General features: G+C 58.5%; 15 protein-coding genes and 2 tRNA genes. 12 read left to right on the top strand and 5 right to left on the bottom strand.

Features of this window, described 5'->3' with window-relative positions:
• Positions 1–64: 64 nt before the first annotated feature.
• Together IEU99_RS07815 and glmU are read right to left on the bottom strand one after the other, a co-directional pair.
• Positions 65–1,045, bottom strand: coding sequence for a ribose-phosphate diphosphokinase (locus IEU99_RS07815; RefSeq protein WP_123960525.1), 981 nt, complete (start codon positions 1,043–1,045; stop codon positions 65–67).
• A gap of 6 nt (positions 1,046–1,051) precedes the next feature.
• Positions 1,052–2,533 carry a bifunctional UDP-N-acetylglucosamine diphosphorylase/glucosamine-1-phosphate N-acetyltransferase GlmU gene (glmU, locus tag IEU99_RS07810; RefSeq protein WP_128890139.1) on the bottom strand — a complete coding sequence of 494 codons (1,482 nt, stop codon included), beginning with the start codon at positions 2,531–2,533 and terminating at the stop codon, positions 1,052–1,054.
• Between the two features lie 309 nt (positions 2,534–2,842).
• Here glmU and IEU99_RS07805 point away from each other — a divergent pair, with 309 nt between their 5' ends.
• Positions 2,843–4,387 carry a multicopper oxidase domain-containing protein gene (locus IEU99_RS07805; protein ID WP_128890138.1) on the top strand — a complete coding sequence of 515 codons (1,545 nt, stop codon included), beginning with the start codon at positions 2,843–2,845 and terminating at the stop codon, positions 4,385–4,387.
• 3 nt (positions 4,388–4,390) lie between these two features.
• Here the strand turns inward: IEU99_RS07805 and IEU99_RS07800 are convergent.
• Positions 4,391–4,462: transfer RNA gene (locus tag IEU99_RS07800), tRNA-Gln, on the bottom strand.
• Between the two features lie 91 nt (positions 4,463–4,553).
• Here IEU99_RS07800 and IEU99_RS07795 point away from each other — a divergent pair.
• Both IEU99_RS07795 and mfd read left to right on the top strand, forming a co-directional pair.
• Complete coding sequence (locus IEU99_RS07795; RefSeq protein ID WP_128890137.1) at positions 4,554–5,282, top strand: TetR/AcrR family transcriptional regulator; 729 nt, start codon at positions 4,554–4,556, stop codon at positions 5,280–5,282.
• Between the two features lie 85 nt (positions 5,283–5,367).
• Complete coding sequence (gene mfd / locus IEU99_RS07790) at positions 5,368–9,105, top strand: transcription-repair coupling factor (protein ID WP_128890857.1); 3,738 nt, start codon at positions 5,368–5,370, stop codon at positions 9,103–9,105.
• Here the strand turns inward: mfd and efeB are convergent.
• Both efeB and efeO read right to left on the bottom strand, forming a co-directional pair.
• Positions 9,102–10,349 carry an iron uptake transporter deferrochelatase/peroxidase subunit gene (gene efeB / locus IEU99_RS07785; RefSeq protein ID WP_128890136.1) on the bottom strand — a complete coding sequence of 416 codons (1,248 nt, stop codon included), beginning with the start codon at positions 10,347–10,349 and terminating at the stop codon, positions 9,102–9,104. The two genes, mfd and efeB, sit on opposite strands and share 4 nt — an antisense overlap.
• Positions 10,346–11,281 (bottom strand): iron uptake system protein EfeO, encoded by a 936-nt coding sequence (gene efeO / locus IEU99_RS07780; protein ID WP_128890135.1) that lies wholly within the window; start codon positions 11,279–11,281, stop codon positions 10,346–10,348. Before efeO ends, efeB begins: the two co-directional genes overlap by 4 nt.
• Positions 11,282–11,437: 156 nt before the next feature.
• Here efeO and IEU99_RS07775 point away from each other — a divergent pair, with 156 nt between their 5' ends.
• The 9 genes from IEU99_RS07775 to IEU99_RS07735 all read left to right on the top strand — a co-directional run bounded on the left by IEU99_RS07775 (position 11,438) and on the right by IEU99_RS07735 (position 18,237).
• On the top strand, positions 11,438–12,034 hold the full coding sequence (locus IEU99_RS07775) for a MazG nucleotide pyrophosphohydrolase domain-containing protein (protein WP_128890134.1): 597 nt from the start codon (positions 11,438–11,440) through the stop codon (positions 12,032–12,034).
• Positions 12,035–12,045: 11 nt separating this feature from the next.
• Positions 12,046–12,831, top strand: coding sequence for a lytic transglycosylase domain-containing protein (locus IEU99_RS07770; protein WP_128890133.1), 786 nt, complete (start codon positions 12,046–12,048; stop codon positions 12,829–12,831).
• 344 nt (positions 12,832–13,175) lie between these two features.
• On the top strand, positions 13,176–14,453 hold the full coding sequence (eno, locus tag IEU99_RS07765) for a phosphopyruvate hydratase (RefSeq protein WP_128890132.1): 1,278 nt from the start codon (positions 13,176–13,178) through the stop codon (positions 14,451–14,453).
• 94 nt (positions 14,454–14,547) lie between these two features.
• The gene (locus IEU99_RS07760) at positions 14,548–15,072 is read left to right on the top strand and encodes a septum formation initiator family protein (RefSeq protein WP_164931167.1); all 525 of its coding nucleotides are present in this window, start codon (positions 14,548–14,550) and stop codon (positions 15,070–15,072) included.
• A gap of 73 nt (positions 15,073–15,145) precedes the next feature.
• Positions 15,146–15,706 carry a DUF501 domain-containing protein gene (locus IEU99_RS07755; RefSeq protein ID WP_128890130.1) on the top strand — a complete coding sequence of 187 codons (561 nt, stop codon included), beginning with the start codon at positions 15,146–15,148 and terminating at the stop codon, positions 15,704–15,706.
• A gap of 22 nt (positions 15,707–15,728) precedes the next feature.
• Positions 15,729–16,691, top strand: a complete 963-nt coding sequence (locus IEU99_RS07750) for a Ppx/GppA phosphatase family protein (RefSeq protein ID WP_128890129.1) — start codon at positions 15,729–15,731, stop codon at positions 16,689–16,691.
• Between the two features lie 67 nt (positions 16,692–16,758).
• Positions 16,759–16,832: transfer RNA gene (locus IEU99_RS07745), tRNA-Leu, on the top strand.
• Positions 16,833–16,978: 146 nt separating this feature from the next.
• Positions 16,979–17,140, top strand: coding sequence for a hypothetical protein (locus IEU99_RS07740; RefSeq protein ID WP_164931166.1), 162 nt, complete (start codon positions 16,979–16,981; stop codon positions 17,138–17,140).
• Positions 17,141–17,247: 107 nt separating this feature from the next.
• On the top strand, positions 17,248–18,237 hold the full coding sequence (locus IEU99_RS07735) for a helix-turn-helix domain-containing protein (protein WP_128890128.1): 990 nt from the start codon (positions 17,248–17,250) through the stop codon (positions 18,235–18,237).
• The last annotated feature ends 9 nt before the right edge of the window (positions 18,238–18,246 follow it).

Here is an 18,246-nt window from a genome sequence, read left to right as displayed (position 1 = left end):
GATAAGGCACATCCCGGGGCGCGTGTTCAAAGCGCTCCGGGATGCGTAGAAAAAGGGAGTGAGGTTAGGCAGAACCCTCAAAGAGGGTGGTCACCGAACCGTTTTCGAAGATCTCGTGGATCGTCTTAGCCAGCAGCGGAGCAATGGACAGCACCGTGAGGTTTTCCCAGCCCTCGGTGTTTTGGGGCAGGGTGTCGGTGGTGATGACTTCCTTGGCGCCGCACTGCGAGAGACGCTCACGGGCGGGGTCGGAGAACACACCGTGGGTGCAGGCAATAATCACATCTTCTGCACCGGCATCACGCAGCACGCCGACGGCGCCGGCAATGGTGCCGCCGGTGTCGATCATGTCGTCGAGCAGCACGGCGGTCTTGCCTGCTACATCGCCAACCACTCGGTTGGCTACAACCTCGTTGGCGGTATCTACGCTGCGGGTCTTGTGCACGAAGGCCATCGGTGCATCGCCGAGGGTGTTGGCCCACTTCTCGGCCACCTTCACACGACCAGCATCGGGGGAGACGACCACGATATTGTCCAGCGAGTAGTTGGACTGGATGTAGTCGGTCAGGATGGGCATGGCGTGCATGTGGTCCACGGGGCCGTCGAAAAAGCCCTGGATCTGGTCGGTGTGCAGGTCCACGCTCACGATGCGGTCTGCGCCGGCGGTGCGCAGAAGATCTGCCACCAGGCGAGCGGAAATCGGCTCGCGACCGCGGTGCTTCTTATCCTGACGAGCATAAGGATAGAAGGGCAAAATGGCGGTGATGCGCTTGGCGGATCCACGCTTGAGGGCATCGATCATGATGAGCTGTTCCATCAGCCACTTGTTCAGCGGCTGGCGGTGCGATTGCAATACGAATGCATCGCAGCCACGGACCGATTCTTCGAAGCGGACGAAGATTTCGCCGTTGGCAAAGTCCCGGGCGGTGGTGGGGGTAATTTCCGTGCCCAGTTCCTTGGCCACTGCCTCGGCGAGCTCGGGGTGAGCCCTACCGGAGAACAGCATCATGTTCTTCTCGTTGGTGGACGCGTTCTGGCATGTCATGGGGTTTTAACCTTCCTTGGTGTGGTGGCCAGATGCCTGCTGTGCTGCCTCGGCGGCTTCAGCAGCCTTGGTGCCGGGGCGCTTGCGTGCGACCCAACCTTCGATATTGCGCTGCTTGCCTCCAGAGACAACGAGCGCTCCTGGGGGAACGTCTTCTTTGATCACTGTACCTGCTCCCGAATAGGCGCCATCGCCTACGTTCACCGGTGCGATGAACATGGTGTCAGAGCCGGTGCGTACATGGGAGCCGATGGTGGTGTGGTGCTTATTCACGCCGTCGTAATTGACGAAGACACTCGAGGCGCCAATATTGGATTCCTCGCCCACGGTGGCATCGCCGATATACGTCAAGTGCGGGACCTTCGATCCGCGCCCGATCACGGCATTCTTGGCCTCGACAAAGCCGCCGAGTTTGCCTTCCTCGCCGAGCTTGGTGCCTGGGCGCAAATAGCTAAAGGGGCCGACTTGGGCGTGCTTGCCGATCTCCGAATCCAACCCATGCGTGCGAATCACCGAGGCACCCTCGGCTACCTGCACGTTGTCCAAGGTGGTATCGGGGCCGATCACGGCATCATCGCCAATGCTGGTGCGGCCAAGCAATTGGGTGCCGGGGTAGATGGTTACGTCTTGGCCGATGGTGACCTCAACATCGATCCAGGTGCTGTTCGGGTCGATCACCGTGGCACCTGCGCGCATGGCGGCTTCAACGGTGCGGCGATTGAGCTCAAAGCCTGCGGCAGCAAGCTGGACGCGATCATTCACGCCTGCGAGTTCGCCCGCATCTTCTGCCTGGTAGGCGCGCACGTGGTGGCCCTGTTCGCGGGCGATGCCCAGCACGTCGGTGAGGTAGAGCTCGCCTTGGGCGTTATCGGCGCGCAGTTCTTGGAGCGCGCTGCGCAGAATCTGGGCATCGAAAGCAAAGACGCCGGAGTTTACCTCGTGAATTTGCAGCGTGGCCTCGTCGCCGTCTTTTTGCTCAACGATGGCCGTTACTGCGCCATCATCCGAACGGACAATGCGGCCATAGCCGGTGGGGTCGTCTAAGTCCATCGTGAGCACTGTCACGGCGGTCGGCGCGGCGTTGTGCGCGGCGGCCAGGCGCGTGAGCGTTTCAGAACGCAGCAGTGGCACATCGGCGTTTGTTACCACCACGGTGCCTTCGAAGCCTTCGAGTGCAGCCATGGCGCATTGCACGGCGTGACCTGTGCCGTTTTGTTCTTCCTGCACCACCGTCTCGATGGTGGTTTGGGGTGCGGTGCTCGCAAGTTCTTCTGCCACGGCCACAACCGCAGGCTCAACTTGTTCGCGGCGGTGCCCAATCACGGTGACGATGCGCTCGGGCTGCATGCCAGCGGCGGCATATAAGCAGTGCGCCAACATGGAGCGCCCGCCGATGCGGTGCAGCGTCTTTTGAGTTTTGGACTTCATGCGGGTGCCGGCGCCAGCGGCAAGCACCACCACAGCCAAGGGTGAAGTGTGTTCAGTCACGGGTGTTGGAATGTTCCTTGCGTTTGGGGGTATTCGCTTTCACGAGCTTACTTGTTTGCTGCTCGCTCGTTTGCAGCTACGTCTGAGAATAAATGACTGCGCGCCATTCCCTCACCCTGCATTGGGGGAGCGCGGGCTGTCACCTTGGGCTTTTAGGCCTGGCGTCAAGGCTTTTCAGCCAAGCAGGCTGCTTCGTTTCGTGGCCTGGCTGATCAAGCCGTGGCGTGGCTTGGAGGCTAACGCTGCTGCCACCTCGCATGGTTGAATGAATAAAAACACCTACCTTCGAATGATTTGTTTGGAATAAAGATGGCTATTCGGGCAAGTAGACGACAATTCCTCGGTGCGACCTCGGTGGGAGCATTGGCGGTGCTGGCCGCATGTGCTGGGCAAGACCAAGACCAAAGCCAGCGTCAATCGGCGCCGCAGATTGAGCCCGATGCCCGCCGTAGCCTGCCTATTCCTCCTTTAGCCACCTTTGATACAGAAGGCGAGCGCCTGACAACGCTGTTGGTAGCCCAAACGGGAACCTCGGAAATCTTGCCAGGAGTATTCACACCCACCTGGGGTTTTAATGGCGCGCATCTCGGGCCGACCATCAAGATGAGCCGCGGCGACAAGGTGGATTTGAAGGTGCGCAGCGATCTTTCTGAACGCACTTCGGTGCACTGGCATGGCGCGCTTGTGCCGGCCAAGGCCGATGGTGGGCCGCATTCGCCCATCGATCCGGGGCAGGAGTGGACGGCCAGTTTTGAGGTGGATCAGCCTGCCGCCACCATCTGGTATCACCCGCACCCTCATGGCAAAACGGGCGTCCAGGCGTATCGCGGCTTGGCCGGCATGATGATCATCGACGATGAACACAGCAATAGCCTTGGGCTTCCAAATGAATACGGTGTTGATGACATTCCCGTCGTGTTGATGGACGCCAATATCAACGACGATGGCAGCCTGGATGAGACGGAAGATCCTGATGTGGGACTCCTGGGCAATATCGTCCACGTCAATGGCATCGCCGACCCGGTATTCGAGGCCTCGACTCAGCGCCTGCGCCTTCGTATCCTCGATGGATCCACGATGAGGTTTCACCGCCTGGCCTTTGAAGATGGCAGGCGTTTCCAGCACATCGCCACCGATACCGGGCTTTTCGACGCACCCCGTGAGGTTGATTCCATCATGCTCGGACCGGGAGAACGCGCAGAAATCGTGGTGGAGCTGAACAAGGGCGAAGAGGTCATGCTGCGTTCGGTGGGCTTCAAAGATAACTTAGGGGTGCCCAAGGATGAGTTCGCACCTGATTTCGGGTTAGAGGATTCCCACGATCTGTTATTGCTGCGCGCTGCTGACAAGCTCAAAGGATCGTCGAAAGTAGCGTCGAGTTTTGTTGCCCGCCCGGCGCCCAATAGCGATGGGCTCATTGAGCGCCACTTCGAGCTCAATGGCTTTGAGATCAATGGTCAAAGCATGGACATGGACCGTGTGGATTTAGTGATCGCCCATGATCAGCCGGAAATTTGGCATGTGAGCAATGGCAATAATGACTGGATCCATAACTTCCACATCCACAACAGTGCATTCAAGGTGATCGATGTGGATGGCACCGATGCTGAATTCGATACCGAGGGGTGGAAGGATACGGTGACCTTGCCGCCGAAGGCCAAGGTGAAATTGCTGGTGGAGTTCGGTGACTACAGCGATAACCACTACCCGTACATGTATCACTGCCACATGCTGTATCACGAGGATCAGGGGTTGATGGGTCAGTTTATGAAGATCCGACCAGGGCAGAAGGCGGAATTGGATACTGCCTATACAAAAGAAAAAGCGGCCGGCTCCACTGAGCACGACCACTAGAAGCTTCCCTGCCAGGACTCGAACCTAGAATGACGGTACCAAAAACCGTAGTGTTGCCAATTACACCACAGGGAAACGTCGAAAAGCTTGCGCTTGCGACGGGACATAAGCATACAACAATCATCAATGCTTATGAAACACCCAGGACACGATACGCTTAGAGGCCATGAGTAAGCAGCGAATGTCGGGTCGCGAACGCAGGGAACAGCTCATCAGCATCGGGCGTGGTTTATTCGCCGAGCGTGGATTTGAGGGAGCCAGCGTAGAAGAAGTCGCTGCGCGCGCCGGGGTTTCCAAACCTGTGGTGTATCAACATTTCGGCGGCAAAGAAGGCCTGTATGCCGTGGTGGTGGATCGCGAGATGCAGTATCTCGAAGGGGTTATCACCGAATCCTTGGCCCAGGGGCGCTCCAGAGCACGCATCGAACAGGCCGTGCTGGCGCTTCTAAGCTATGTGGAAAACGACACCGATGGCTTCCAAATCCTCGTGCGAGACATGGTGCCGGCCGAAGGCGAATCGCGCCCGCGCAGCTACTCCACCTTGCTCAACGATGCCGTCAACCAAGTCTCGTATATCCTGGCCAAAGCCTTCGAACGCTCTGGACTCGACCCCGCCAATGCCGTGCTTTACGGCCAAGCGCTCGTGGGAATGGTGTCGATGACAGCCCAGTGGTGGCTCGATGCGCAGGAATACTCCAAAGAACAGGTTGCAGCCCATATTGTGAACCTCTGCTGGAATGGCCTGGCGGGGATGGAAGCAAACCCGCAGCTTGGGGTACATGGCCAAGGCCAAACGCCGAGCACGCTGGGCCAGGCACATACTGCAGATCAGGCCAACGCAGCCGACCCTGCAAGCAGCGAGGCAGAAGCTAGTACCCTAAAGCAGTCCACCTAACAGCGCGCCGTTGCAGGCGCCCCATCAGCACCCTTGATGCAGCGTCCTTGAAGTGAGGAGATCCCCCGTGGCTCAGCAGCCAGCCATGCTTGCAGGCCTACTCAAAGTAGCCGCCACCGACCCGAAACTAAAAGGCATGCTTGCCCATGTAGGCGAGCCCACGTTGCACATCACCGCCTTAGAGCAGGTTCGCCCCTGGGCGGTCGCAGCGCTTGCTCACCGCGCCCCGGTGCTGGTGGTCACGCCCACTGGCCGCGACGCAGAAGACCTCACCGCCGAGCTCAAAGCCATGCTCGGAGATCGCGTGGCCTGGTTTCCTGCCTGGGAAACACTGCCGCATGAGCGCCTGAGCCCCGCAGCGGATGTCATCGGCCAAAGAGCCAAAGTATTAGCCCACCTGGACACGCTGCAGGTAGTCGTGACCGCAGCGCGCGGTTTTTGCCAGCCGCTGTTGGCCGAAAACCCCGGGCGCAGCCCGCTGGTGATTCAGGCAGAGCAAGAATACGACTTCGACGCCCTGCGCCATGAGTTGGTACACCGTGCCTATAGCCATGTAGACCTCGTGGCGAAGCGCGGAGAATTTGCCACCCGCGGTGGCATCTTGGATATTTTCCCCACCACCGCTGAGCAGCCGGTACGCATCGAATTCTGGGGCGATGAGGTAAGCGAGATCCGCGAATTCTCCGTGGCAGACCAGCGCGCATTCCAGGGCATGACCCTGGATTCGGTTGAGATCTTCCCGGCACGAGAATTGCTCATTAGCCAAGACATTGCCAAGCGTGCCGAGGCCTTAGCCCTAGAGCACCAGGGCAACCCCACCTTGCAGGAATTACTGAGCACCATCGCCGAAGGCCAACCCGCTGCGGGCATGGAGGCATTGATTCCAGCGCTGGTAGATACGCCGATGTTGAGCCTGCCGGAGCTGATGCCGGAACAAACCCATGTGGTGGTGATGGATCCAGAGCGCATCCGTCGGCGCATCGAAGACCTCAAGGCCACCGACGCGGAATTCCTCGCCGCCGGTTGGGAGGCCGCCGCCATGGGTGCAGATGGGCCAGTGGCTGCCCAGGGCCTGGACTTGGAGGCAAGCTCCTATCGCAGCTATGAAGCACTCGAAGTAGCAGCCCGCAACGCCGCTTTGCCGTGGTGGACGTTTGCCCCACCCGGGATGTTCGGTGCCGATGAGCAAGCAACCCTGCCGCTGGAATTTGAGCCCGGTCCAACCCCACGCGGTGATCTGGGCAAGATCGAGGAGATGATGTCCTTACTGCTTGCTCATACCCAAGCAGGTGGGCGCGCTGCCTTTATCGCCCCGGCGCAAGGCGCAATCAAGCGTATGCAGCAGCGTTTTGCAGAGCAGGGCATTCCAGCCAAAGTAGCCACCCCTGGTTGGGAGCCCTCGGTAGGAGAAGTCACGCTCTATCAGGCGTTAAGCCATGCCGGATTGATCTTCCCCAAGGTACGAAAGAAGGCAGGATCCGAGGCGCTGCCACTGGTGGTGATCACTGAAACCGACCTGACGGGTAATCGCGTCGGTGATATTGCTGGCGCAAAACGCAGGCCTGCCAAACGCCGTAATCGCGTGGATCCTTTGGCACTGAAGGCCGGCGACTACGTGGTGCATGAAACCCATGGCATTGGGCGCTTTGTCACCATGACTGAGCGCACCATTAGCACCGGCGATGAAACCAGCCGCCGCGAATACATCGTGCTGGAGTATGCGCCCTCCAAGCGTGGCCAACCGGCTGATCAGCTCTTTGTGCCCATGGATGCCCTGGACATGCTGAGCAAGTATGTCGGTGGCGAAAAGCCCACCCTATCCAAGATGGGTGGCTCCGATTGGAAGAACACCAAGAAGAAGGCACGCGCGGCTGTGCGCGAAATTGCCGGGGAATTGGTGGAACTCTATGCCAAGCGTCAGGCTGCTCCCGGGCATGCCTTTGCCCCCGATAGCCCCTGGCAGCGGGAATTGGAAGATAACTTCCCCTTCGTAGAAACCGAAGATCAGATGCTGGCGATCGATGCGGTGAAAGAGGATATGGAGAAATCCTCGCCAATGGATCGCGTGGTTGTTGGTGACGTTGGCTACGGCAAAACCGAGGTGGCTGTGCGCGCGGCTTTCAAGGCCGTACAAGACGGCAAACAGGTTGCGGTGTTGGTGCCAACCACCTTGCTTGCGCAGCAACACTTGAGCACCTTTGAAGAACGCATGGCTGGGTTCCCGGTGACCATTCGTGGGTTGAGCCGTTTTTCCTCCCAAGCTGATGCAAAAGCGACGATCAAGGGCTTAAGCGATGGCACCATCGACATCGTGATCGGCACGCACCGCCTCCTGCAAACCGGTGTGCAGTGGAAAAACCTCGGGCTGGTCATCGTCGATGAGGAGCAGCGCTTTGGTGTGGAGCACAAGGAACACATCAAGGCCTTGCGCAGCCACGTCGATGTGCTCACCATGTCGGCCACCCCGATTCCGCGCACGCTGGAAATGTCGATGGCAGGGATCCGCGAAATGTCGACGATCCTCACCCCGCCGCAGGATCGCCACCCCATCTTGACCTATGTGGGCACCTATGAAGAAAAGCAGGTGGCGGCAGCTATTCGACGTGAACTGCTCCGCGACGGCCAGGTGTTTTTCGTTCACAACAAGGTGGCCTCCATTGAAAAGAAGGCCCGGGAACTGCGCGATCTCGTACCAGAAGCGCGCATCGTGGTAGCCCACGGCCAAATGGGTGAGGAGCAACTCGAACAAACGGTGCAAGGTTTCTGGAACCGTGAATACGACGTGCTGGTGTGCACCACCATTGTCGAAACGGGTCTGGACATCGCCAACGCCAACACCCTGATCGTGGAAAACGCCCACCACATGGGTCTTTCGCAGCTCCACCAATTGCGTGGTCGTGTGGGTCGTTCGCGCGAACGCGGCTATGCCTACTTCCTGTACCCCAAAGGCCAGACGCTCAGCGAAACTTCCTATGACCGTCTGGCTACCATCGCCCAGAACAATGACTTAGGCGCCGGTATGGCTGTAGCCATGAAAGACCTGGAGATGCGCGGCGCCGGCAATGTCTTAGGTGCCGAGCAATCCGGCCACATCGCCGGAGTGGGCTTTGACTTATACGTGCGCTTGGTGGGCGAAGCCGTCGAGGCATTCCGCGCCATGGCCGACGGCAAGGTGGTAGACGCCAGCGAGCAGGGGCCGAAAGAAATCCGCATCGACCTGCCTGTCGATGCGCACATTCCTGAGGACTATATCGCCGCGGAGCGCCTGCGCCTTGAGGTGTATAGAAAGCTCGCCGCAGCGGCCAATACCGCAGATATCCAGGCCGTGATTGAGGAGATGGAAGATCGCTACGGCCAGGTACCCGAGCCGGTGTCGCGACTTTTGGCCGTGGCTCGTTTGCGCCTGCTGGCCCGCAGCGCTGGCATCAGCGATATTGGCATCCAGGGCACCCGGATCAAGGTCCACCCGGTTGAGCTGAAAGATTCTCAGCAGGTCAGGCTCAAGCGTTTGGTGCCTTCGGCTACCTATCGCGCAGCAGCGAAGGCCATCCAGCTCAGCATGCCCAAAGAGGGGCCAAATATCAGCGATAAGCAGCTTCGCGACGTAGCCCTGTTGCAGTGGGTCGCCGATTTCCTCTCCGCGATGTTCGAAGTCGATCGGATCAGCGTGAGCGGCGCAGCCATCGAGCCCTCGCTCGTGGTGGCTGGAACGCCCGCTGCCAGCGTCCCTGCCGCGCCGAGGCGCAGGAGGGTAGTCAGCAGCGATGACTTCGACGAGGAGGAGCGTCGAGAAGCGAGAAGGAAGAAATTCCGCTTGCGCTAGGCCGTTTGCTCGAACAGCGTGCGCCCCCACCAGTCGTTCTCATCGCGAAGCCCCGGGGGCAGCGCAAAGATCGAGGAGGATTCATAGCGCACGTACTCGTTGAGCTTGTCCTTCTTGGCCAGCTTCGACTGGATAGGAATAAAGGTCTTCTCAGGCGAGGCCACGATGGCAATGAAAAACAAGCCCGCATCCAAGTGGCCAAAACCATCGGAGCCATCGGTGAAGTTATAGGCACGCCGAAGCATATGGTGGCCGGAGTTTTCCACCGGCGAAGCCAGGCGGGAATGCGCATCCAGTGGCACAACGGGATTGCCCTGCTCATCGCTGGCATCCAGCGGCAAGGCATCGAATTCATCTTCTGCCCCCAAGGGCGCACCCGTGCGCTTTTCGCGCCCGAAGGTGGCCTCCTGTTCGCGCAAGACCTGGCGATCCCAGTTCTCAATGAGCATACGAATGCGACGAGCAATCAAATAAGTGCCACCATCGAACCAGCTATTGCTGTCATTGACCCAGATGTATTGATCCAACACATCTTCATCCTCGGCCTTGACGTTATTGGTGCCGTCTTTAAAGCCGAAGAGATTACGCGGGGTCTGCTGGCCTTTGGTGGTTGCCGAGGCGTGGCCGAAACCGAGCTGCGACCAGCGCACCTCCACCACACCAGTGCCAACGCGGGCGAGGTTGCGCACCGCATGCACCGCAACCTGCGGATCATCGGCGCATGCTTGGATACAAAGATCGCCGCGGGAGATCTCACTTCGCGTCATATCGCCGGCGAAGTGGGGCAGATCTTTGAGTTCTTTTGGTTTAGCAGAGGCCAAACCGAAGCGTTTATCAAAAAGCGAGGGGCCAAACCCAACGGTGATGGTGAGGTTGGAGGCGGGAAGATCATAGGCTTCGCCGGAATCTCCAGGCACGGAGGCCTGTCCTACTTCTTCCATCGCGCCGGGTTCTGCCAGTTCCCCCTTGCTCATACGCCTGGCCATTTCGGTCCAGGTTTTGAGTAAGTCGGCGAGGTCTTCGCGGCTATCACTGATCACGTCGAAGGCCGCAAAATGCAGTCTGTCTTGCTGTTTGGTGGTGATGCCAGCCTGGTGGGCACCATGGAAATCCACCACGTGATCTTTGGATTTCTTCTCTTCGGTGCTGCACGCGCTCGTGCCAATGGCGGCTGCGCCTGCAACGGCTCCCGCGAGTGCTGAAGCCCCGGTGATAAAACCTCGCCGACTTACTCGCTGGCTCACTTCTCCACGGCCTCCTGTGCTTGAGCAACCTTGGCGGTCAAGGCGTCAAGGGCGCTGGAGAGTTCTTTACGCTTTGCATCGTCGACCTTGTCGTAGCTGACAAAGCCGTCGCCTTCGCGGAGCTGACCAAGCAGGCTTTGCACCTTGCCAAATTCGGCCTGGATCTCACCGATGAGCTCAGGCTTGGTTTCGGAGATGATCGGGGAAAGCGAATCGATGGCTGCCTTGGAGCCTTCGACGTTGGCCTGGAAATCGTAGAGGTCGGTGTGGGAGAAGACGTTTTCTTCACCGGTGATCTTGGAGGTGGAGACTTCGTCGAGAAGCTCCTGTGCACCGGCGGCGATGTCTTCAGCGCTCAAGGAGTAATCCTTGGAATCGACCTTCTGGGCGAGTTCCTCGATGTCCTTGGCGAGCTGCTGAGCATCCTTCTTGGTGCTGTCGGTGATCTCGTTGTTCTCCCAGAGATCCTTTTCGATCTTGTGGAAGCCGCTCCAGGAATCGCCATCTTCAAGGTCTGCCTCGCGCAGGTCGATGCGGGCGTCGAGGTCACCGAAGGATTCAGCAACCGGCTCGATGCGCTCATAGGGCTCACGGGCGACGGGGTAGAGGCGCTTAGCTTCATCAACATTGCCGGCCTCGACAGCGGCGATGAATTCCTCGCCAACACCTTGGAGGCTGGCAACTTGGCCACGAACGTACTCGGTGTACTTATTCACGGCTGCTTTATGGGCTTCGGAATCTTCATCGGCTTTGTCTGTGTCCGTGTCCGTGTCTTTGTCCGAAGTATCGTTCTGAGCCTCGGAAGACTGAACGGCGGTATCAGAAGACGATGCCTTGGTGGTGTCGGCTTCCTCGCCATTGCCGGAGCAAGCTGCCAGGGTTGCAGTAAGTGCGAGAGCAGCGACGCTGAGTGCTGGGCGGGATAGACGCATGAGGTTCCTCCTTGAGGGGAGCGACTTGAGGTAGCTAGATACAAGGGGCGAGTAGCTAAGGCTCTACTAACCCTTAATGCTTAGCTTAGGTTTGCCTATAAGCATTTGGCGAATAGGGGGTAGGTGCGTTTGCCCACAGGCTCTATCATGGAACCCATGACCGTTTTGCTCCTAGACGCCCGATGGCCAACGCTGATTCCTTTTCAATTTGTGCCCAAGCTCAAAGGCCAGGTCGTCTACACCGATGAGGTGCCAGTGACCGTGCGTTGGGATTTCGGCGATTGTGTCGCCCCTGGAGAAGACACGCTCCTTGTGAGCACCGATGAGCATGCAGAGGCCGTGCAAGACGCACGCGCGCGTGGCGAGGAAATCCTCGAAGTGCCCAGCCGTCATGAGGCGATGGGGCAAGCTATTCGCACCATGGAACGCGCCTTGCATCTAGGGGAGTGGGAGCAACTGCAAACCCACGCCACGCTCGTGTCGTATCTCGAAGAAGAAACCGCCGAGTTAAAAGAAGTTATTGAACAAGGCGGCAGCGATGAGCAGCTTTGCAATGAGCTTGCCGACGTCCTCCTGCAGGTTCTCTTCCACGCCGAGATCGCCGATCGACGTGGTGCATTTGACCTCAACGACGTCGCCGCCGCCTTTGTGGCAAAGCTGCAAAAGCGCGCACCCTACCTTTTCGACGGCACCACCGAAGTAGTCAGTGCTGATGAGCAGGTTCGTCTCTGGGAGGAAGGCAAACTGCGGTAGGATAGCTCGCCATGGCGAAATCAGCGCGAGGAGCAGCAGGGTGTGCAGTAGTAGTACTGCTTGCGATTGTGATGGTCATTGCGCTGGTGGGCTGGGCGCTCACGGTGATCGACGATTCGAATTCCTTGCGCCAATGGCACAAAGTGCCAGAAGACGTTCCCCCTGCCGATGCTGCCGCTGTGCCCGAGATCGACGTGAACACTCCAGGGCGCACCAGCGATAAGTTGCAGTTTTGGGCGGAACCGCTGGCAGAAACAACGGGCATTCCAGCAGCCGCGCTGCGCGCCTATGGCAACGCAGAATTAATTGCCAGGCAGTCCTATCCAGAGTGCCACCTCAACTGGGGCACCCTCGCCGGCATCGGCTTCGTAGAAACCCGACACGGCAGCTACTCAGGACAGCTTTTTGGTAGCCGAAGCATCGACGATCAAGGCTATGTGCTGCCACCGATCGTTGGTGTTCCCCTCGATGGATCGCCCGGATTCGCGCGAGTAGAAGATACTGACGGCGGCAAACTAGACGGCGATAATGAATTCGACCGCGCTGTAGGCCCCATGCAGTTCATTCCCGAATCCTGGAGCGTGTACGGACGCGACGCCAATGGCGATGGGGTAGCAGACCCCAACCAGATCGACGATGCCGCCGCTTCTGCTGCGAATCTTTTATGCACCAAGGGTGGGGACCTGGACACGCCTCAAGGGTGGGCCGCTGCAATCCGTGCCTATAACCAATCAGAGGAATACCTCCGCAATGTCCGCAACGCCGCGGCTTCCTATGCTTTGGAGCAACGGGCCTAAGCCTGAACAGAAGTCGGGCTGCGGGTCCTGGGAAGATAGCCTCAGTGGCCGGTGGTTTTTTCCGGATGTGTCCGAATTCTCCGGATTCTTCGCGTAAGTGTGTAAAAACTCACGAAAATCGGGCGGTATAGCTTCCGAATTGTTGGCATAATTGGCTAGGAACACGGAATTCGGGCAAGAGGATTGTTTGAAACCACATTCTTGCTTCGGAACGTAGTGAGAGACTTCGAGCTACTTCACCGGGGCATGAAGCCCGAAGCCCGCGTAAACTGAGCTCTAGAGCGCGTCCTGATTTTTTTAGGGCGGGCGAATCTAGAATCCACAACGGCTATAGGAGACCAACAGTGGCTGACATTATGCACGTATTTGCACGCGAGATTCTCGACTCCCGTGGCAACCCCACCGTAGAAGCAGAAGTATTCCTTGACGACGGCGCCCACGGCGTTGCCGGCGTTCCCTCCGGTGCATCCACCGGTGTGCACGAGGCTCACGAGCTGCGCGATGGTGGCGATCGCTACCTGGGCAAGGGTGTGCTGAAGGCAGTGGAGAACGTTAACGAGGAAATCGCTGACGCTATCGCAGGTGCCGAGGCTGATGATCAGCGCCTGATCGACCTGGCCATGATCGAGCTCGACGGCACCGAGAACAAGTCTCGCCTGGGTGCAAACGCCATTTTGGGTGTGTCCATGGCTGTGGCCAAGGCCGCCGCTGAGTCCGCTGGCCTGCCCCTGTACCGCTACATCGGTGGCCCCAACGCTCACCTGCTGCCCGTTCCCATGATGAACATCGTCAACGGTGGCGCTCACGCAGACTCCGGCGTTGACGTCCAGGAGTTCATGATCGCTCCCATCGGTGCTGAAAGCTTCGCCGACGCCCTGCGCATGGGTGCCGAGGTCTACCACGCACTGAAGTCTGTGATTAAGGCCAAGGGCCTTTCCACCGGTCTTGGCGATGAGGGTGGCTTCGCTCCCTCCGTGGACTCCACCAAGGCTGCCCTCGACCTGATTGTCGAGGCAATCGAGAAGGCCGGATTCAAGCCGGGCGAGGATATCGCTTTGGCACTCGACGTTGCATCCTCTGAGTTCTTCAAGGACGGCAAGTACCACTTCGAAGGTGGCGAGCACACCGCCGAAGAAATGTCCAAGGTCTACGAGCAGCTTATCGACGAATACCCCATCGTCTCCATCGAGGATCCGCTGCAGGAAGACGACTGGGAGGGCTACACCGCCTTGACCGCCGCTATCGGCGACAAGGTGCAGCTCGTTGGCGACGACTTCTTCGTCACCAACCCCGCCCGTCTGCAAGAAGGCATCGACAAGAAGGCCGCTAACGCACTGCTGGTGAAGGTAAACCAGATCGGTACCCTCACCGAGACCTTCGATGCCGTTGATCTTGCTCACCGCAACGGCTACCGCACCATGATGTCTCACCGCTCCGGCGAGACCGAAGACACCACCATTGCAGACCTCGCTGTCGCATTGGGCTGCGGTCAGATCAAGACCGGTGCTCCCGCACGTTCCGAGCGTGTGGCTAAGTACAACCAGCTCCTGCGCATCGAGCAAGAGCTCGGCGATGCAGCAGTCTACGCAGGCCGCTCCGCCTTCCCCCGCTTCAAGGCCTAAGCATGAGCTAGCCTAAGAGGCTCAACACTTCAGGGGCGTCACCGGCGATGGTGACGCCCCTTTTGTTATTGCTGAGGCTAGAATGAAGATCCTTATGAAGATCAAGAGCAAACGCGCGGTGCCGGTGGCCAACCGCAGTGAGCCGGAAAAGCGCCGCCTTCGGCTGCAAGCACCTTTTTCTCTCAGTGGTCTTCGCGCATTGGTACTGCTAGGCGTGCTGGTGTTTGTCTCTTTTATGATCTACACCCCGTTGAATACCTATCTGCAGCAAAAAGCTGAGATGAAGCGGGTCGAGGCTTCCATTGCCTCCAAAGAGCAGGAAAAACAGCGGCTCATCGAGGAAATCGACCGCTACCAAGACGAGGCCTATGTTCGCGAGCAAGCCAAATTGCGCCTTGGCCTTGTAGAGCAAGGAGAAACGGCCTTCCGCCTTGTGGATCCTGCCTTGGAAGACACAAATAGCAGCAGTGCGGAGGACGATGCCTCGCTGGATCGCGAGAAGCCTTGGTACAAGGTGCTGTGGAAAGCACTGGCTACCCCACCGGTAGAAGATGCGCCCGAAGAAGACCCCGAGATGCATCTGCCCATTGCTCCGGCTCCCGAAGAGGCAACGCCCTAGGCGCTCACCCTCAGGCTGGCGATCAGCGCGGTGTATTCGTGAAAGACGCACCGCGCGTGTGAGAATGTTCGACATGAGTGTTTCCGCTACTGATCTTCAAGCAGTTGAACAGCAACTAGGTCGCACCCCGCGTGGGGTGCTCGAAATTGCCTATCGATGCCCCGACGGGGCACCCGGAGTAGTGAAAACTGCGCCTCGCCTCGAAGATGGCACCCCATTTCCCACGCTTTTCTACCTCACCGATCCGAGGCTGACTGCCGAGGCATCGCGGCTTGAGGTAGCGCAGGTAATGAAGTGGATGACCAAGCGCCTTGAACAAGATGAAGCATTGGCCGAAGACTATCGCCAGGCGCATGAGGCATATTTGGCTGAGCGCAATGCCATTGAAGATCTCGGCACCGATTTCAGTGGCGGCGGCATGCCTGAACGTGTGAAATGCTTGCACGTGCTGATGGCCTATGCGCTAGCGAAAGGCCCAGAGCATGTGCGTTTGGGTACCGAAGCCGTCGCAATGGCAGCAGAGCATGCCGATCTTCGAGGCACTGCTATTGCTCAAGACTGGCCAAGCTGTGCAGACCTTGGCATCGATCTTGAAGAATTTGATTTCAGCCACGCAGAAGCACCAAAGGCTTAAAACACATTAAAGGAGTATATGGATGACGCGCGTCGCAGCCATTGATTGCGGAACCAACTCAATTCGCTTGCTGGTTTCGGAACTTCGCGAAGGCTCTATTGCAGACGTCACCCGCGAGATGAAGGTAGTGCGCCTTGGAGAAGGCGTCGATGCCACCGGTGCTTTCGCCCCCGAGGCCCTAGAGCGAGTCCAAGTAGCACTCGAGCAATATGTCGAGACGATGGAAGATCTCGGCGTGACCACCGTGCGCATGGTGGCGACCTCTGCAAGCAGGGATGTAAGCAACCGAGATGAGTTCTTCCGCATGACTGGATCGCTGCTGGGCAGGATCCGTCCCGGCTACCGTGCCGAAGTGATCAGCGGCGAGGAAGAAGCGGCGCTGTCTTTCCGCGGAGCGGTGGCAGATCTCGACCCTCAAGACGGCCCATTTTGTGTGATGGATCTCGGTGGCGGCTCCACGGAATTTGTGGTTGGTGATGCCGATGGCAGCATCTTTGGCTCTCATTCAACACGCATGGGCTGTGTTCGCCTGAGCGAACGCATTATGCGCAGCGATCCGCCAACGGCCACCGAGGTGGAAATTGCCGAGGATTATGTGGCGGAGCGGATCAAAGAGGTAGAAACGATCGTGCCTATTACCCAAGCGCAGACCTTTGTCGGTTGCGCCGGCACGTTTACCACCTTGGCTGCTTTGGCCTTAGGGCTTGAGTCTTATGACCCTAAAGCAATTCATAACGCGGTGCTGCGCACCGAGTCCTTGCACACGATTACTCGCCAATTGATTGCCGAAAGTGCCGCTGAACGCTTGCTGCACCCGGTGATGCACCCTGGGCGAGCAGACGTGATTGCCGGTGGTTCGGTGGTGGTGGAAGGCATCATCGAGATGATTCATCGCAATACTTCGGCCAATACCATCGTGATTTCCGAAAAAGACATCCTCGACGGCATTGTGGCTCAATTGTTTGAGCAACGCTCGAAAGCCTAGCTTTCCTGGTGTTTCGAAGAAGCGCCCCTTCGTGGGTTAGACTATTCAACGCGCTGAAATAGCGCTTGCCCCCATAGCCCAATTGGCAGAGGCAGTCGACTTAAAATCGATCAAGTGTGGGTTCGAGTCCCACTGGGGGCACCGTTTATACCGCGGTGCAGGGGTAGCGCCGTGATGGATTCTTATCCAAATCTTCAGGTTGCTAACAGCTTTTAGAAAGTCCCTGGTCAGTTTGTCCCTTTAGATTCGAGTCTAAGAAACAACAACTCGATCAAAGGATTTTTTCGATGAGCGCTACTGCTGTCTATCACCTTCTACCGGCGGATCCTTATAAGGCCGGAGCTTGGACTTATCTTCCGGAACGCCGTCATCTTCACCAGCCAACCACTGCCTTTAACTCCACGGAGCCGAAGCGTGCGCCGGAGTCTGTGGCTCCCCGCCACCGCTAGAGCCGCGGTGGGTGCATCTTTTTCAACCCCCTTCCTGTGCTTATCTTCACTCCTTCACCGGCTTAGGGTATCCTTGCCTTTGTAATATTTGTGGAAAGGTCAAGGACATGCTGAACGTGCCAATGCACCCCAGTACTACAACGCAACTGCTGTGGTGCGTCGAAGGAAGTGCAACACTAATCACCCATGATCGCCTCGTGCCCTTGAGCGCCGGCGATCTGCTCATCGCCCCACAGGGCAGCTACGTGCAAGGAACAGCCACCGTACTGCCCATGGCATGCCCTATCGACGCCGCGCAGCCGCGTCGTCTGCGCCTCGGTGTGCAGTGGAATTCCTTTATGGTCTACGAGTTTTCGCGCCAGCGGATCGGCGGTAGGGGATTAAGCCCCGAGCTTTCCAACCTGGTGCGCGCTACCACCTATCAACCGGTGATGCCGACCTCCACCGAGGCACGCACGGTAGCGCGCCAACTCCGCCGCCACCCGGCATCTCAAAAGTCGTTGCTGCGCTTTGCAGAACAAGTCGGAGTGAGCTCGCGTACCTTGCAGCGCCAGTTCCTTAAAGAAACCGGCTTAATCTTTAGCGAATGGCGAGCCGCCCAACGCGTGCACGCCGCCATCGCACTCCTTGAACAGCGACTGCCCGTAGCGCAGGTATCGAAGCGCGTTGGGTTCCAAGCAGCCTCCTCGCTCAACCGCGCGTTCCAGCGTCACACCGGCTTTACTCCCGCAGCCTTCGCCGTCCATGCAGGTGTGGGCAAAAAGCAGGCGCCGGCGCCATCGGTGCCCCAGTCCACCATGTTTGCCCGTGCCCGTACCGACGTCGTGATGTGGATCTACGCAGGCACCGCCACGGTGACCACTCCTGGTTATTGCCGTTTCGTTGCTCAGGGCGACACCGTCACCATCCCCGCTGGTACCGACACCCGTTTGGATGTGGCCGCAGGCTCGGTGGCACTGGCATTGTCCCTGGAGCAAGCAGAAGGACCAATCACGCTTGAGCAGATCGCTCGCAACGCCTGGGAAGCACCCATGGAGGCGCTGAGCGAAGCTGAGCTTGCGGCTGCGCGCCAAAGCCTGCAGCCCCAGCTTGGCTAAGGCAAAAAG

Origin of the sequence: Corynebacterium pelargi (assembly GCF_014635485.1) — a bacterium.
Classification (GTDB): domain Bacteria; phylum Actinomycetota; class Actinomycetes; order Mycobacteriales; family Mycobacteriaceae; genus Corynebacterium; species Corynebacterium pelargi.
Note: the sequence above shows the minus strand (reverse complement) of the source record. Positions and strands in the feature narration are given on the sequence as shown.

Coding starts and splice junctions, on each gene's coding strand:
- IEU99_RS07815 (WP_123960525.1), bottom strand. CDS start 1,045: ATGACATGCCAGAACGCGTCCACCAACGAGAAGAACATGATGCTGTTC.
- IEU99_RS07805 (WP_128890138.1), top strand. CDS start 2,843: ATGGCTATTCGGGCAAGTAGACGACAATTCCTCGGTGCGACCTCGGTG.
- IEU99_RS07795 (WP_128890137.1), top strand. CDS start 4,554: ATGAGTAAGCAGCGAATGTCGGGTCGCGAACGCAGGGAACAGCTCATC.
- mfd (WP_128890857.1), top strand. CDS start 5,368: ATGCTTGCAGGCCTACTCAAAGTAGCCGCCACCGACCCGAAACTAAAA.
- efeO (WP_128890135.1), bottom strand. CDS start 11,281: ATGCGTCTATCCCGCCCAGCACTCAGCGTCGCTGCTCTCGCACTTACT.
- IEU99_RS07775 (WP_128890134.1), top strand. CDS start 11,438: ATGACCGTTTTGCTCCTAGACGCCCGATGGCCAACGCTGATTCCTTTT.
- IEU99_RS07770 (WP_128890133.1), top strand. CDS start 12,046: ATGGCGAAATCAGCGCGAGGAGCAGCAGGGTGTGCAGTAGTAGTACTG.
- IEU99_RS07760 (WP_164931167.1), top strand. CDS start 14,548: ATGAAGATCAAGAGCAAACGCGCGGTGCCGGTGGCCAACCGCAGTGAG.
- IEU99_RS07755 (WP_128890130.1), top strand. CDS start 15,146: ATGAGTGTTTCCGCTACTGATCTTCAAGCAGTTGAACAGCAACTAGGT.
- IEU99_RS07750 (WP_128890129.1), top strand. CDS start 15,729: ATGACGCGCGTCGCAGCCATTGATTGCGGAACCAACTCAATTCGCTTG.
- IEU99_RS07740 (WP_164931166.1), top strand. CDS start 16,979: ATGAGCGCTACTGCTGTCTATCACCTTCTACCGGCGGATCCTTATAAG.
- IEU99_RS07735 (WP_128890128.1), top strand. CDS start 17,248: ATGCTGAACGTGCCAATGCACCCCAGTACTACAACGCAACTGCTGTGG.